Annotated in this window: 9 protein-coding genes and 1 pseudogene; 7 read left to right on the forward strand and 3 right to left on the reverse strand. The window is 65.1% G+C overall.

Annotated features, from left to right (window positions below; translation table 11 throughout):
• Positions 1 to 241: 241 nt before the first annotated feature.
• The 5 genes and pseudogenes from M2650_RS02175 to M2650_RS02195 all read left to right on the forward strand — a co-directional run bounded on the left by M2650_RS02175 (position 242) and on the right by M2650_RS02195 (position 10,428).
• Positions 242 to 4,654, forward strand: coding sequence for a DEAD/DEAH box helicase (locus M2650_RS02175; RefSeq protein ID WP_249470592.1), 4,413 nt, complete (start codon positions 242 to 244; stop codon positions 4,652 to 4,654).
• 104 nt (positions 4,655 to 4,758) lie between these two features.
• Positions 4,759 to 5,421, forward strand: a pseudogene (locus tag M2650_RS02180) (UdgX family uracil-DNA binding protein); the annotation flags it as partial.
• 121 nt (positions 5,422 to 5,542) lie between these two features.
• Positions 5,543 to 6,451 (forward strand): non-homologous end joining protein Ku, encoded by a 909-nt coding sequence (ku, locus tag M2650_RS02185; protein WP_249470594.1) that lies wholly within the window; start codon positions 5,543 to 5,545, stop codon positions 6,449 to 6,451.
• 15 nt (positions 6,452 to 6,466) lie between these two features.
• Positions 6,467 to 8,914 carry a DNA ligase D gene (ligD, locus tag M2650_RS02190; protein ID WP_249470596.1) on the forward strand — a complete coding sequence of 816 codons (2,448 nt, stop codon included), beginning with the start codon at positions 6,467 to 6,469 and terminating at the stop codon, positions 8,912 to 8,914.
• Between the two features lie 215 nt (positions 8,915 to 9,129).
• Positions 9,130 to 10,428: a glycerophosphodiester phosphodiesterase family protein gene (locus tag M2650_RS02195; RefSeq protein WP_249470598.1), complete on the forward strand. Its 1,299-nt coding sequence runs from the start codon at positions 9,130 to 9,132 to the stop codon at positions 10,426 to 10,428.
• 185 nt (positions 10,429 to 10,613) lie between these two features.
• Here the strand turns inward: M2650_RS02195 and M2650_RS02200 are convergent, their stop codons facing one another.
• Together M2650_RS02200 and M2650_RS02205 are read right to left on the reverse strand one after the other, a co-directional pair.
• On the reverse strand, positions 10,614 to 12,800 hold the full coding sequence (locus M2650_RS02200; protein WP_249470599.1) for a M3 family metallopeptidase: 2,187 nt from the start codon (positions 12,798 to 12,800) through the stop codon (positions 10,614 to 10,616).
• A gap of 201 nt (positions 12,801 to 13,001) precedes the next feature.
• On the reverse strand, positions 13,002 to 13,598 hold the full coding sequence (locus M2650_RS02205) for a hypothetical protein (RefSeq protein ID WP_249470601.1): 597 nt from the start codon (positions 13,596 to 13,598) through the stop codon (positions 13,002 to 13,004).
• 90 nt (positions 13,599 to 13,688) lie between these two features.
• On the opposite strand from M2650_RS02205, the gene M2650_RS02210 reads away from it, so the two are divergent.
• Entirely contained in the window at positions 13,689 to 14,171 is a 483-nt protein-coding gene (locus tag M2650_RS02210; RefSeq protein WP_249470603.1) for a glutathione peroxidase, read from the forward strand.
• Positions 14,172 to 14,298: 127 nt separating this feature from the next.
• On the opposite strand, the gene M2650_RS02215 is transcribed toward M2650_RS02210, so the two are convergent.
• Entirely contained in the window at positions 14,299 to 15,093 is a 795-nt protein-coding gene (locus tag M2650_RS02215) for a ferredoxin--NADP reductase (protein WP_249470605.1), read from the reverse strand.
• A gap of 89 nt (positions 15,094 to 15,182) precedes the next feature.
• Here M2650_RS02215 and M2650_RS02220 point away from each other — a divergent pair, with 89 nt between their 5' ends.
• Positions 15,183 to 15,725 carry a DUF488 domain-containing protein gene (locus M2650_RS02220; RefSeq protein ID WP_249470607.1) on the forward strand — a complete coding sequence of 181 codons (543 nt, stop codon included), beginning with the start codon at positions 15,183 to 15,185 and terminating at the stop codon, positions 15,723 to 15,725.
• Positions 15,726 to 15,983: the final 258 nt, after the last annotated feature.

Consider the following 15,983-nt stretch of genomic DNA (forward strand, 5'->3'; position numbering starts at 1 on the left):
CCGGTGCGACTGAAGGATTCAGATTCGTAATCCGTAGCCCGGGTAAGCGAAGCGCACCCGGGGCGCGCGGGATCCCGGGTGCGCTTCGCTTACCCGGGCTACGAAGAACGCGTCTCAACCGATGAGATCGCCAGCGTTTAGGTTCGCTGGATGAGGATCCGGCCGCGATTGAATTCGGCCCGAATCGGCCCGATTTTCTTGTTCCGCCCATCCATCTTGCCCGGCGCGATAATCCCCCCAGATGCCGTTAGAAGCCTTCCACCCCGCGGTCGCCAACTGGTTCCGCAACGCGTTCCCGGCGCCTACCGAGGCGCAGGTTGCGGCGTGGCCGGCGATCCGCGGCGGCCGCAATACGCTGGTGGCGGCGCCGACCGGCTCGGGCAAGACCCTGACGGCATTCATGACCGCGATCGACGGCCTCGTGCGCGAAGGCTTGGCGCAAGGCGGCTGCGACCTGCTGGGCCAGCAGTCGGCGCTGCCGGACCAGACCACGGTGGTCTACGTCTCGCCGCTCAAGGCGTTGTCGAACGATATCCGGATCAATCTGGAAGCGCCCTTGGCCGGTATCCGCGCCGAACTGGAACGCATGGGCCTGCCGGATATCGAGATCCGCACCGCTGTGCGCACCGGCGACACCCCGCAGGCGGAGCGCGCGTTGGCTCGCCGCAAGCCGCCGCATATCCTGGTCACTACGCCAGAATCGCTTTACGTCCTGCTCGGATCAGAATCGGGCAGGGCGATGCTCGGTACCGTGCGCACGGTGATCGTCGACGAAATCCATGCGATGGTCGGCAGCAAGCGCGGCAGCCATCTGGCGCTGTCGCTGGAACGGCTGGAAGCCCTGTGCGGGCGCCGGCTGACGCGCATCGGCGTGTCGGCCACGCAGAAGCCGATCGACGAAGTCGCGCGGTTCCTGGTCGGCGCCGGCGCGGTAACGCAGGACGGCGCACCCGATTGCGAAATCGTCGACATCGGCTACGCCAAGAAGCGCGACCTCGCCTTGGAACTGCCGCCGACGCCGCTGAGCGCGGTGATGTCCGGCGACCAGTGGAGCCAGGTGTTCGCGCGGATCGCCGACCTAGTCGCCCAGCACCGCACGACGCTGGTGTTCGTCAACACCCGGCGCATGGCCGAACGCGCTTCGCGCGAGCTCGGCGAATTGCTCGGTAAAGAGGCAGTCGCAGCCCACCACGGCAGCCTGGCCAAGGAAATCCGCCTGGATGCGGAACAAAAACTCAAGCGCGGCGACCTGCGCGTGCTGGTGTGCACGGCGTCGCTGGAACTGGGCATCGACATCGGCGATGTCGATCTGGTTTGCCAGCTCGGCTCGCCGCGTTCGATCGCCGCATTCCTGCAGCGCGTCGGCCGCGCCGGCCACCATGTCGGCGGCGTGCCCAAGGGCCGGCTGTTCCCGCAGACGCGCGACGAACTGGTCGAATGCGCTGCGCTGCTCGACGGCGTGCGCCGCGGCGAACTCGACGCGCTGATCATGCCGATCGCGCCGCTGGACGTGCTAGCGCAGCAGATCGTCGCCGAAGTTTCCTGCCGCGAATGGGACGAGGACGCGCTCTACGAATGGTCGCGGCGCGCCTGGCCCTATGCCGATCTGTCGCGCAAGGACTACGACGATGTGGTGCGGATGCTGGCCGAGGGTTTCAGCACCCGCCGCGGCATCCGCGCCGGCTACCTCCACCGCGATGCGGTCAACCGCAAGCTGCGCGGCCGCAAGGGCGGGCGCATGACCGCGCTGATGTCCGGCGGCACCATTCCCGACACCGGCGACTACACCGTCATCCTCGAGCCGCAGGCGCAGAACATCGGCACGGTGAACGAGGACTTCGCGGTCGAAAGCATGGCCGGCGACATCTTCCAGCTCGGCAACACCAGCTACCGCATCCTGCGCGTCGAGCCGGGGCGGGTGCGCGTGGAGGACGCCGACGGCGCGCCGCCCAGCATTCCGTTCTGGCTGGGCGAAGCGCCGGGTCGTACGGACGAACTGTCGTTCGCGGTGTCGCGGCTGCGCGAGGAAGTGGTCGAGCGTCTCTCCGACCACGGCGCGGCGGCGGCCCGCGACTGGCTGGTCGCCGAGATCGGCGTGCCGGGCGAAGCCGCGCAGCAGTTGCTGGACTACCTCGCCGCCACGGTGGTCTCGCTCGGAGCGATGCCGACCCAGGACAACATCGTGCTGGAGCGTTTCTTCGACGAATCCGGCGGCACCCAGCTGGTGATCCACACGCCGTACGGCAGCCGCATCAACCGCGCCTGGGGCCTGGCGCTGCGCAAGCGCTTCTGCCGCAAGTTCAATTTCGAATTGCAGGCGGCGGCGACAGAGGACGCGATCGTGCTGTCGCTGTCCACCAGCCACAGCTTCCCCCTGATCGAAGTGGCGAGCTATCTGCATTCGGCCTCGGCCGAACACGTACTGATCCAAGCGCTGCTGGACGCACCGCTGTTCGGCGTGCGTTGGCGTTGGAACGCGACCACCGCGCTGGCCTTGCCGCGCTTCACCGGCGGCAAGAAGACGCCGCCGCAGCTGCAGCGGATGAAGTCCGAGGATTTGCTGGCGACCGTATTCCCGGACCAGGTCGCCTGCCTGGAGAACATCGTCGGCGAACGCCAGGTGCCCGACCATCCGCTGGTCGCGCAGACCATGCACGACTGCCTGCACGAGGCGATGGACGTCGACGGTTGGCTGGAACTGCTGCGCGCGCTGGAATCGGGCAAGGTGCAGGTCACCGCGCGCGACCTGACCGCGCCATCGCCGTTCGCCGCCGAGGCGTTGAATGCGCGCCCCTACGCCTTCCTCGACGACGCGCCGCTGGAAGAGCGCCGCACGCAAGCGGTGCAAACCCGCCGCTACGCCGATCCGCAGAGCGCGGACGATCTGGGCCGGCTGGATATCGATGCGATCGATGCGGTTCGCGAGGAAGCCTGGCCCGAGGTGCGCAACGCCGACGAGATGCACGAGGCGTTGATGGGGCTTGGCGTCGTGAGAAGCGACGAGGCGGATCGCCATGGCTGGTCCGAATGGTTGCAGCGCCTTGCGAAAGACCACCGCGCTGCGGCTCTAAAGCCCTCCCTTTCAAGGGGAGGGTTGGGTGGGAATGGGGATGGGTTTGATCTTGAGTTGTGGGTCACTGCCGAGCGGCTCCCACAATTGCTTGCGCTGCACCCCGATGCGGCCCTGCAACCGCCGATCGAAGCGCCCGGCGAATACGCACAGCAAACCTGGACACGGGAGGATGCCACGCTCGAATTGCTGCGTTCGCGCCTGACCGGCCTGGGCCCGACGTCCGCCGCGGAATTGGCCGAAACGCTTTCGATACCGCAATCAGAAGTCGAAATGGCGCTGCTGCGCCTGCAAGGCGAGGGCTATGTGATGCAGGGCCGCTTCACGCCCGGCATCGGCGTCGACGAGTGGTGCGAACGGCATCTGCTGGCGCGCATCCACCGCTATACGCTCAAGCGCCTGCGCCGCGAGATCGAACCGGTCGAACCGCGCGATTTCATGCGCTTCCTGTTCGACTGGCAACGCGTGAGTCCGGGCACGCGCGTCAGCGGCCCCGAAGCGCTGGCCGGGGTGCTGGCGCAATTGGAAGGCTTCGAGGCGCCGGCGGCGTCCTGGGAATCCGAGTTGCTGCCGGCGCGCGTCAAGGACTACTCGATCTCGTGGCTGGACGATCTGTGCACCGCCGGCCGCACGATGTGGACGCGTTTGCGGGTGAGTTCCGGCGATACCAGCGGCAGTCGCGGCAGCACGCCGGTGCGCGCAACGCCGATCGTGCTGCTGCCGCGCCGCCACGCCTCGGCCTGGACGCGGCTTGCGCCCGGACATGCCGCCGACGACACGCTGTCTTCGCGCGCGCAACGGGTCGTCGACTATCTAAGCGAACACGGCGCTTCGTTCTTCGACGAACTCGTCTCCGGCGCGCACCTGCTGCGCACGGAACTGGAAGACGCGCTGGCCGAACTGGTTGCGCGTGGCCGCGTGCACTGCGACAGCTACGCCGGCTTGCGCGCCTTGCTGGTGCCGGCGTCGAAGCGGCCCAGCGCGTCTTCGCATCGCCGCCGCCGCGCGTCGCTGTTCGGGATCGAGGACGCCGGACGCTGGGCGCCGATCCGCCGCGCTCCTTCCGCTGCCGGCGCCAAGCCCGATCCGGAGGCGATCGAACACATCGCCCGCGTGCTGCTGCGTCGCTACGGCGTGGTGTGCTGGCGCCTGCTGGAGCGCGAAGCGTCCTGGCTGCCGCCGTGGCGCGAACTGCTGCGCGTCTACCATCGCCTGGAAGCGCGCGGCGAGATCCGCGGCGGCCGTTTCATCGCCGGTTTGTCGGGCGAGCAGTTCGCGCTGCCGGAAGCCATCGGCCTGATGCGCCAGGTGCGGCAGCGCGCGCACGATGGCGCACCGGTCTGCTTGTCCGCGGCCGATCCGTTGAACCTGGTCGGCACGCTGTTGCCTGGCAGCAAGCTGCCGCGCCTGACCGGATCGCGGGTGCTGTATCGCGATGGCGTACCGCTGGCGACCCTGAGCGCGGGACAGGTCGAACTGCTCACGACACTGAGCCCCGAAGAGGAGCGCGCAGCACGCAAGGCGTTGTTGCGCGAGCCCGATTCTGCGCCGGTGCCGGCGCCCACCGCGATCGCGGTGCATTGACCTAACCTTTCTTCAACTGCTCTTGACCCGCTGCGAGGATGATGGGCGCATCCTCGATGCGGAGAGGACGGTTGGCTACGCGCAAACCCGGCAAGAGATCCGGAAAAAAGACGGCTGCGAAAGCAGAAGCACGCAAGCGCGTCGTCGTTCGCCAAGGCGAGGCGCCGATGCCGGAAGACGAAAGCCTGGCCGCCCTGCGCGCAGCCGCGGCCGGCTGCCGGCGTTGTCCGCTGTGGAAGCCCGCCACGCAGACCGTATTCGGCGAAGGCCCCGATGACGCGCGGGTATTGGTGGTCGGCGAGCAGCCCGGCGATGCCGAGGACCTCAGCGGCCGGCCGTTCGTCGGCCCGGCCGGCAAGCTGTTCGATCGCGCGCTGCAGGAACTCGGCCTGGACCGCGCGCGTTTCTATGTGACCAATGCGGTCAAGCACTTCAAGTTCGAGCGCCGCGGCAAGTTCCGTTTGCATCGCAGTCCCGATCCGTCCGAGCGCGCGGCCTGCCGCATCTGGCTGGAACGCGAACTCGCCACCATCCGGCCGCATGTGATCGTGTGCTTGGGCGCGATCGCCGCCAAGGCCGTGTTCGGCAGCAAGTTCAAGCTGATGGAGGAGCGCGGCGTCTGGCAGAAACTGCCCGACGGCACCCGCGCCTTCGCCACCGTGCATCCGTCCTGGGTGTTGCGTCAGCGCGGCGACGATGCCCGGCACGAGGCCTACGCCAACTTCGTCGACGACCTGTCGCTGTTGCGCGGCGTGCGCCTGAAGTGAAGAAGGCGAGGGCGCCGCGCTCACGAAAACCTAACACGCCAATCAACGGCCGCATCACGCGGCCGTACCGATACTGGGACGATCGAACGGCGGCCCTGATCGGCCGCCACCGGAGAATGCGATGGCACGTCCCGTCTGGAACGGCACCCTGTCTTTCGGGTTGCTCAATATCCCCGTCCAACTGATGTCGGGCGAAAAGCGCACCGACATCCAGTTCCGCATGCTGGATTCGCGCGACAACTCGCCGATCCGCTACGAGCGGATCAACGCCGAGACCGGCGAGGAAGTGGCCTGGAAGGACATCGTCAAGGCCTTCGAATACGACAAGGGAAGCTATGTCGTCCTCGAGCAGGAAGATATCAAGTCGGCGGCGCCGGAAAGCCACAGCGCGATCGACGTGGAAGCCTTCGTCGACGCGGACGCCATCGGCCCGCAGTACTTCGAGAAGCCTTATGTGCTGGTGCCGGCCAAAAAGGCGGAGAAAGGCTATGTGCTGCTGCGCGAGGCGCTGGCCAGCACCAAGAAGATCGGCGTCGCGCGCGTGGTCATACGCACGCGCGAGCATCTGTGCGCGATCGTCCCGCAAGGCGACGCGCTGCTGCTGCTGATGATGCGCTATCCGCAGGAGCTGGTCGATGTGGAGGAATACAACATACCGGAAGGAAAGCCATCGGAGTACCGCATCACCGCGAAAGAAAAGGAATTCTCCGAACAGCTGATCAACAGCATGTCCAACGATTGGTCGCCGTCGGAATACAAGGACGAATTCAGGGCCCGGCTGCACGCGGTCATCAAGAAGAGGATGAAGAGCAAAGGCGTGGTGGCGAAGAAGGAAGAAGACGAGCAGGATGTCGCCGAGAACGCGGCGACCAACGTGGTCGACTTCATGTCGCTGCTGCAGCAGAGCATCGATCGCAACAAGCGCACGCCGGCCAAGAAGAAAGTCGCCGCCAAAAAGGCGCCGCGCAAGGCGGCGAAGAAAGCGGCGAAAGCGCGCAAAGCGCCCGCGCGGAAGCGGAAATCGGCCTGACGCAACGCGTCGAGCATGAGCCTACGCGAGTACGCCAGGAAGCGCCGGTTCGGCCAGACGCCGGAGCCCGCCGGCGATGCCGGCGTAGGCCGGCACGGGCACCGGCCGACCTTTGTCGTGCAACTGCATCATGCGCGCGCGCGGCACTACGATTTCAGGCTGGAGATGGACGGCACGCTGAAGAGCTGGGCGGTGCCGAAAGGCCCGTCCCTGCGGGCGGGCGAGAAACGGCTGGCGGTGGAGGTGGAAGACCATCCGCTCGGTTACGCCGATTTCGAAGGCGACATCCCGCAAGGCCACTACGGCGCCGGCCATGTCGACCGCTTCGATCACGGGGTATGGAGTTCCAACGGCGACCCGTTGGAAGCGCTGGCGGCGGGAAAGATCGACTTCGTCCTGCACGGCGGCAAATTGAACGGCGGCTGGAAACTGGTGCGCACCGCAAAATCCGCACGCCAGCCGCAATGGTTGCTGATCAAGCGCGACGACGAATTCGCGCAGGACGCGGAGGCCGACGATTTGGTCGGAAAAAAGGGCAAGGCATCCAGCAGGCCGGCGGCCGCATCGAAGGCCAAAACCGCGAAAAAATCGCCCGCATCGCGCAAACGCAAACCGAAGCGCGACTGGCGCGCTTCGGCGCAGGCGCTCGAGGGCGCCCGGGTGCTGCGCGACCGCACATTGCCCGCGCCGCAACTGGCGAGCTTGCGCCAAACGCCGCCGCCGGGAGACGGTTGGCTGCACGAGTTGAAATGGGACGGATACCGCCTGCTCGTGAGGATCGAGAAAGGCAAGGCCAAGCTGCGCTCGCGCAAGAACCTGGACTGGACCGCGGACTATCCGGAGATCGTGGCTGCGCTCGAATCGTTGGGCATAAGCGATGCCGACTTGGACGGCGAGCTGATCGCCCTCGACGCCAAAGGCAGGGACGATTTCTCCACGTTGCAGCACACGATCGCCGGCACCGCCAACGCCACGCTGCGCTACGTACTGTTCGACATGCCGGCGCTGGAAGGCATCGACCTGTCGCGGACGCGGCTGCTCGAACGCAAGCAATTGTTGGAGTCGCTACTGCAGGGCAGCGCTCCGATCCTGGCCTACAGCCAGCACATCGTCGGCCACGGCGACGAGGTCTTCGCCGCCAGCGCGCAGCAAGGTATGGAAGGCATCATCAGCAAGAATGTCGCTGCGCATTACCGCAGCGGCCGCTCGGACGCCTGGATCAAGGTCAAGCATGCGCAGAGCGACGAGTTCGTCGTGGTCGGCTACACCGCGCCCAGGCGCTCGCGAACCGGTTTCGGCTCCCTGCTGTTGGCGACACGGGAGCGTGCGAATTTGAAGTACGTCGGCCGGGTGGGGACGGGCTTCGACGACGAGACCTTGCGCAGCCTGACCAAGACGCTGCGCAGGCTGGAACGGAAAAAGCCCGTCGTCGACCTGCCGCCGCATATCCCGCTGTCGCTGCGGACGGTGACTTGGGTGGAGCCCAAGCTCATCGCCGAAATCGAATTCCGCGGCTGGGCCAAGGAAGGCCTGCTGCGCCAAGGCAGTTTCATCCGATTGCGCGAGGACAAAGCCATGAAGGACATCGGAGGCGATACCGGGCAGCGCATCACCAGTCCGGACAAGCAGGTGTATCCGGAAAGCGGCATCACCAAGCAAATGGTGGCGGACTACTATCGTGCGATCGCGCCGCGAATATTGCCCGAAATCGCACGCCGCCCGTTGTCGCTATTGCGTTGCCCGGACGGACTCAACGGCCAGTGCTTCTTCCAGAAGCATCACGCAGGAACGCTGGGCCAGTACGTTCATGCCATTCCGATACGCGAGAAGGACGGCGGCAAGGACGACTATCTTTATGTCGAAGATGTCGAGGGCCTGCTGGATCTGGTGCAGATGAATACGCTAGAGCTGCATCCGTGGGGATCGCGGATCGATGACATCGAGCATCCCGACCTGCTGGTATTCGATCTGGATCCAGGGCCCGGCGTGAAGTGGAAGGACGTGATCGCCGCGGCCCGCGACGTGCGCGCCAGGCTGGAGGAAATCGGCATGCACAGCTTCGTGCGCTTGTCCGGCGGCAAGGGCCTGCATGTGGTGCTGCCGATCAAGCCCGGTCCGAGTTGGGAACAGGCCAAAGCCTTCTGCGAAGCTTTCGCCGATGCGATGGCCACGCAAGCGCCGGATCGCTACGTCGCCACCGCCAGCAAGGCCAAACGGCAGGGCGTGATCTTCATCGATTGGCTGCGCAACGGCCGAGGCGCGACCAGCGTGGCCAGCTGGTCGCTGCGCGCGCGGGCCGGAGCGGGCGTGGCGATGCCGCTGCGCTGGGACGAGCTGGGCCGCACCAAATCCGGGGCGGAGTTCACGATGCAACGCGCCTTGACGCGCGCCTCGCGCCTGCGCAAGACCGTGTGGGAAGGCTGGAACAAGGCCACGAAGCAGTCTCTGGTGGCGCTGGAGTGAAGTCGAGGAGCATTTTTTTCGACACTGATAAGAGCGGATAAGGCAGATAAAGCGACCCATCCGCCCTTATCCGCTCTTATCCGTGTCGAAAAAAAGCTCTACCGGGAAATTTGCGCCGAGAATCGTCAACTGTTCGCAACCTTGGTCGCCGACCCTACGCAGGCCGGCTGACAGGGGAGTCGGTATCCCCCGACTTCCCACAGAGGTTCGAAGCCATGAGTCTGCGTTGCACTAAACTCGCCTGGACGCTGGGTGCGGCCGCCCTGTTAGCCTTCGGCGCCGCCTGCGCACAAGGGCCCGCTGTGACCGATCGACCCGCCCGCCACCATGACGACGACCACCACGGCCTGATCGTGATCGGCCACCGCGGCGCCAGCGGCTATCGCCCCGAACATACGCTCGAATCCTATAGGCTCGCGATCCGGCAGGGCGCCGATTTCATCGAACCCGATCTGGTAGCGACCAAGGACGGCGTGCTGGTCGCGCGCCACGAGAACGAAATCTCCGGCACCACCGATGTCGCCGATCGTCCCGAATTCGCCGACCGCAAGACCACCAAGACCATCGACGGCGTCGCGCTGACCGGTTGGTTCACCGAGGATTTCACCCTCGCCGAGATCAAGACGCTGCGCGCCAAGGAACGGATTCCTGAGATCCGTCCGCAGAACAAGCGCTACGACGGCCTGTATCAGATCCCGACCTTCGCCGAAGTGATCCAGCTCGCCAAGCGCGAGAGCCGCGGCGACCGCAAGATCGGCATCTATCCGGAAACCAAGCACCCGACCTATTTCGCCAAGGAAGGCCGCCGCATCGACGGCAGCCTCATTGCGACTTCGCTCGGGGCGAAGCTGGTGGAAACGCTGGTCGCGCAAGGCTTCACCGATCCCGAGCGCATCTACATCCAGAGCTTCGAAGTCGAGAACCTGATCGAGCTGAAGAAAAAGCTCATGCCGATGGCCGGCCTGGGCGTTCCGCTGGTGCAGCTCTACGACGACATCGCCGCGGCCAAGCCCTACGACATCGTCTACAACGTCGCCCACGGCGCCGATCTGGCCGCGATCTACGGCGGCCTGGCGCAGAAGATCGAAGGCGGCATTGGTCCCGATACCGGCTACGGTTCGTTCGTCACGCAGCCGGTGCTGAACTGGATGAAGGCCAATTACGCTTCCGGCATCGGGCCGTGGAAGGTGAATCTATTGCCGCGTACCGCGCTCGATCCGAAAGTCGACGCCAACGGCGACGGCAAGGCCGAACTGGGTACGCGCAATACCGGTATCGTGCACCCGATGCTGGGTCGCGCGCTGAAAGCCGGACTGCAGGTGCATCCGTACACGCTGCGTGCGGAGGAGAGCTTCCTCACCCAGACGCCGAACGGCGTGTCGCAAACGGCTCTGGCCGAAGCGGTGCAGCTCTACGGCATGGGCGTGCAGGGTTTCTTCATCGACCAGCCGGATGTGGGCGTGGCGGCGCGCGAGATTTTTCTCGATCTTAATCGCCAGTCGCGCGATCGTTAAAGCTCAAAGCCCCTCTCCCATCGGGAGAGGGGTTGGGGTGAGGGTACGGCGAAGCGAAGTTGTCGGATCGCATAGACATTCGTCAGCTCACGATCTGCGCCACGACCGGTAAGCGTACAGCTCCGCCGAACCCTCATCCGGCGCTTCGCGCCACCTTCTCCCGAAGGGAGAAGGCATGCCCGCGCTTACGGCTTCGAGGCGGTCAACCCGCGTTTCTCCAGCAACGGCTCGATCTTCGGATCGTGGCCGGCGAAATCGCGGAACAGCTGCAACGCGTCCTTGCTGCCGCCCTGCGACAACAGCGTCTTGCGGAAGTGGTCGCCGTTGGCGCGGGTCAGGCCGCCGTGCTGCTTCATCCACTCCACGCTGTTGGCGTCGAGCACTTCCGACCAGATGTAGGCGTAATAGCCGGCCGCATAGCCGCCCATGATGTGGCTGAAATAAGGCGTGCGGTAGCGCGGGGGCACCGGCGGATAGTCGACGCCGTCCTTCTTCAGCGCAGCGGCTTCGAAGGCCATCACGCCCTTCGCGTCGGGCACTTGGTCCGGGCTGGCGAACTGGTGCCAGTTCTGGTCCAGCATCGCCGCACCGAGATATTCGGTGGTGGCGAAACCCTGGTTGAACTTGGCGCTGGCCAGCACCTTGTCCAGCAGTTCCTTGGGCATCGCCGCGCCGGTCTGGTAGTGCTTGGCATAGTTGGCCAGGATCGACGGCCAGTCGGCCCACATCTCGTTGACCTGCGACGGATACTCGACGAAATCGCGCGGCACGTTGGTGCCGGTGAAGTAGGGGTACTTCACGTTCGAGAACATGCCGTGCAGGGCATGGCCGAATTCGTGGAACATGGTGGTCACTTCATCCCAGGTCAGCAGCGTCGGCTGGCCGGCCGGCGGCTTGGGGATGTTGAGGTGGTTGGCGACCACCGGCAACGTCCCGAACATTTCGCTCTGGTCGACATACGAATTCATCCACGCGCCGCCCCGCTTGGACGGGCGCGCGTACATGTCGGCGATGAAGATCGCCAGCTGCTTGCCGTCGGCGTCGAACACGTCGTACACGGTGACGTCGGGGTTGTAGACCGGCAGGTCGGTGCGCTGCTTGAACTTAAGGCCGTACAACTGGCCGGCGGCGTAGAAGACGCCATTCTCGAGCACGTTCTTCATCTCGAGGTAGGGCTTGAGCTGCGACTCGTCGAAGTCGTATTTCTCCGCGCGCACCTTCTCGGTGTAGAACGACCAATCCCACGGCTCGAGCTTGAAGGTCGGCTCGCCCTTGGCCGCCTGTTCCTTGTCGATCATGGCCTGAAGATCCGCGGCCTCGCGCTTGGCGTTGGCGACGGCGGCCGGGGCCAATTGGCCGAGCATCTTGTTGACGGCTTCCGGCGTCTTGGCGGTCTCGTCTTCGAGCACGAAAGCCGCGTAGTTGGGGTAGCCCATCATCTTGGCGCGTTCGGCGCGCAGCTTGGTCACCTTGGCGACGATTTCGGTGTTGTCGAACTTGTTGCCGCGGCTGCCGCGTGCGACCGAGGCCTTGTGCAGTTTTTCGCGGGTGGCGCGGTTAGTGAGCTGCGCTTCGGGCGGCTGGCCGGTGGTGTTGAGCAGGGTCAGCACGTACTTGCCGTCGAGCTTGCGCTTCTTGGCTTCGTCGGCGGCTGCGGTGATCTGCTCCGGCGTCAAGCCGTCCAATTCTTCCTTGGTGTCGACCACGATCGCCGAATCGTTGACTTCGGCCAGCACGTTCTGGCTGAACTGGGTCCCCAGCGAAGCCAGTTCGGCGTTCATAGCCTTCAGCTTGGTCTTGTCGGCTTCCGACAGCTTGGCGCCGGCGCGGACGAAGTCGCTGTAGTAGCGCTCGATCAGGCGCACGCCCTGCGCATCGAGTCCGAGCGAGGCGCGCTGGTCGTACAGCGCCTGGATGCGCGCGAACAGCTTCGAGTTGAGCCGGATCGCGTCGCGGTGCGCCGCGAACTTCGGCGCGTAGTCGGCGTCCAGCTTGTCGCGGGTTTCGTTGGTGTCGGCGCCGACCAGGTTGTCGAAGACGACGCGGGCGCGGTACAGGGTGCGACCGGATTTCTCCAACGCGAGGATGGTGTTGTCGAAGGTCGGCTTGTCGGCGCTGTCTGCGATCGCGGCGACTTCCTTCAGTTCCTCGTCCATGCCGCGGTCGAAGGCCGGTCCGAAATCGCTGTCCTTGATTTTGTCGAACTGCGGGTAATGCAGCGGCAGCGGGCTTTCGGCGAAGAAAGGATTCGATTCGGAAGCGGCGGGCGCGGCGGTAGCGGTTTCGTTCACAGGCGTAGGGGCTTTGTTGCAGGCGGTGGAGGCGAGGGCGGCGATGGCCACGGTCAGCGCAAGGGTCAGCGGATGCTTCATGGAGTGGGCAGTGTCGGGAAAGTGGCGCCCAGCCTAGCCCAGGCCGCGGGGGCGGGCTACCTGTGACTTTCGGCAGGGGTGGCTGTCTTCGGTCCGTTTCCGTCATCCCAGCGAAAGCTGGGACCCATTTTGCTTAACGGTCTGCGCAGAAAACCAAGATCAAGTTGGGTCCCAGCTTTCGCTGGGATGACGGGCAGGGAATCAAAGCGTCTCGAACTGCCGAATGATCCACGACATCTGGTACAGCAGCCCCACAACCGCAAACGCCGCGTGGAAGCGCCGGTTCGGCGTGGCGATGGCGACCAAGCACAGCACCACATAGGCCAGGCTGCGCAGTTCCAATTCCGGACCGAAACTTCCGAAATACTCCTGGCCTTTGATCCAGGTATCGCCCAGATCCACCACGTACGCCAGCCCCAGCAGGCCGAAGAACCATTTGCGTCGCGAATAGAAATAATCCTCGTAGCCCGCATAACCCTCCAGGCTGTCGGGGAAGATGATCGCGCACAACAGATACAGCAGCAGCGCGTACAGCGCCACGTACAGGTACAGCATGAAGGTCCAGTGGACCGTGCCGGATAGGCGGAATTCCCACCACCAGAAATGCAAGAGGTAGAGGAACATCGACACCGCCCACACCAGATGCACCCAGTACGCGCGTTCGCGCACCGGGCGATCGATGATCCGCGCGAAATGGCGGATCAGATGGGTCAGTCCCAGGCCGACCACCATGCCCAGCAGCACCCGCACATGCAGGAACAGGCTGGCCAGCGAATCCGTATGCGGGGCAGGGTCCATGCCGGGATTGTGGCCACCGCGTACCGGGTCCGCAAGCGGCGGCCCGGCTTGCGCGTGCTGTAAACTGCAAGTTCGTTACGGAGCGCATCCATGACCACTGCTTACGACTTCAGCGCCATCGACATCGACGGCCAGACGCGCCCGCTGGCGGACTATCGCGGCAAGGCGCTGCTGATCGTCAACGTGGCTTCCAAATGCGGTTTCACGCCGCAATACGCGGGCCTGGAAAAGCTGTGGCAGGGCTACCGCGAGCGTGGCCTGGTGGTGCTCGGCTTTCCCTGCGACCAGTTCGGCCACCAGGAACCCGGCAACGAAGCGGAGATCAAGGAGTTCTGCTCGTTGACCTACGACGTGGACTTTCCGATGTTCGCCAAGATCGACGTCAATGGCGCGGCTGCGCATCCGTTGTGGAAATGGCTGAAGGACGAGAAGGGCGGTCTGCTGGGCTTCGATGGGATCAAGTGGAACTTCACCAAGTTCCTGGTAGGCCGCGACGGCAGCGTGCTGAAGCGGTACGCGCCGACCGATACGCCCGAGTCGCTGGCGAAGGACATCGAAGCCGCCTTGGGTTGATCTCGTTTGCGAGGCGACTTTGTAGGAGCGGTTTTGTGGGAGCGGCTTCAGCCGCGATCTCTTGATGTTGCTTCTTCGACATCCGGAAAAAGCTCGCGGCTGAAGCCGCTCCCACAAAAAGCAAGGTTTATTTCTCGACGAAAGCGCGCTCGAAGACGTACTGGCCAGGCACCCCGATCCGCGGCGCCGCGCTGAAGCCGCGGGCATCGAGAATGGCGCGGAAGTCGGCCAGCATCTGCGGGCTGCCGCAGATCATGGCGCGGTCGCGTTCGCCGTCCAGCGCTTCGATGCCCAGTTGTTCCTGCATGCGGCCGCTGTCCATCAGCTCGGTCAACCGGCCGCGCTGGTCGCGGCCGGCGAAATCGAAATCCTCGCGGGTGACCGCCGGGTAGTACTTCAACTTGGCGGCGATCTGCTCGCCGAGGAATTCGTGACGCGGCAGCTCGTTGACGATGTAGTCGCGATAGGCGAGGTCGCCGGCGCTGCGCACGCCGTGCGCCAGCACGATCTTGTCGAAGCGTTCGTACGTCTCCGGATCCTTGATCACCGCCAGCCACGGCGCCAGGCCCGTACCGGTACCCAGCAGGTACAGGTTGCGGCCCGGATGCAGGTCGTGGATCAGCAGCGTGCCGGTGGGCTTGCGCCCGATCAGCACGCTGTCGCCGGGGCGGATCGATTTCAGCCGCGAGGTCAGCGGGCCGTTGGGCACTTTGATGCTGAAGAACTCGAGCTGCTCCTCCCAATTGGCGCTGGCGATCGAATAGGCGCGCAGCAGCGGGCGGCCGGCCACTTCCAGGCCGATCATCACGAACTGGCCGTTCTCGAAGCGGAAACCGTCGTCGCGGGTAGTGGTGAAGCTGAAGTAATCGTCCGTCCAGTGACGGACATCCAGCACCGTCTCGGTGCCAAATGCGGAAGACATGAAGTGGGTTGCGCAGGGGAAACGCAGCCATTGTACCGGATGAGAGCCGTTCTCATCTCGTCCACGGCCGCCAGCCTATCCTGGAACCGATGCGGACGCTCTGGACCATCGGCCATTCCACCCGGGCTTGGGACGATTTCGTCGCCATGCTGCGCGAAGCGGACATCGCCGTATTGGCCGATGTGCGGCGTTTCGCGGGTTCGCGGCGCCATCCGCAATTCTCCGGCGAAACCATGGCGCGGGCCTTGCCGGAGGACGGCATCGCCTACCTGCCGATGCCCGAGCTTGGCGGGCGCAGGCCGCCGCGCCCGGATTCGCCCAACACGGCCTGGCGCAACGCCGGCTTCCGCGGCTATGCCGATTACATGGGCAGCGACGCCTATGCGGCCGCCCGGGCGCGATTGGAGGGGTTGGCGAGCGAACGGCGCACTGCGGTGATGTGCGCCGAAGCGGTGTGGTGGCAATGCCATCGCGGCCTGATCGCCGACGATTTCAAATCGCGCGGCTGGGAAGTCGTCCATCTGATGGCGCCGGGGCGCGCGGAGCCGCATCCGTATACGTCGGCGGCGCGGATCGTGGGTGGCCGGCTGGATTATTCGCTGCCGCCGGATCCGCAAGCTGGGCTCTTCTAGCTCTGCTCTCAGCCGTCATCGTGCGAAGGCGGGACAAGCGCGTAGCGCGCAGAACGTCCGAAGGACGGCCCCGAAGGGGTGAGCGAAGCGAATAATCCAGTGAGTTTGAGCTTTAGCCCTCTCCCGCTTGCGGGAGAGGGTTGGGTGAGGGCGCGCGGGATTACAGATCGTCTCGTCACGATCTGGAGAGGCCTTAAAGTCACTGGATTCCCGCCTTCGCGGGAATGACGGCCGAGGGCAAAAAACCGAACGGGAAAG

The sequence above is a fragment of the Luteimonas galliterrae genome (assembly GCF_023374055.1).
Lineage (GTDB): Bacteria > Pseudomonadota > Gammaproteobacteria > Xanthomonadales > Xanthomonadaceae > Luteimonas_C > Luteimonas_C galliterrae.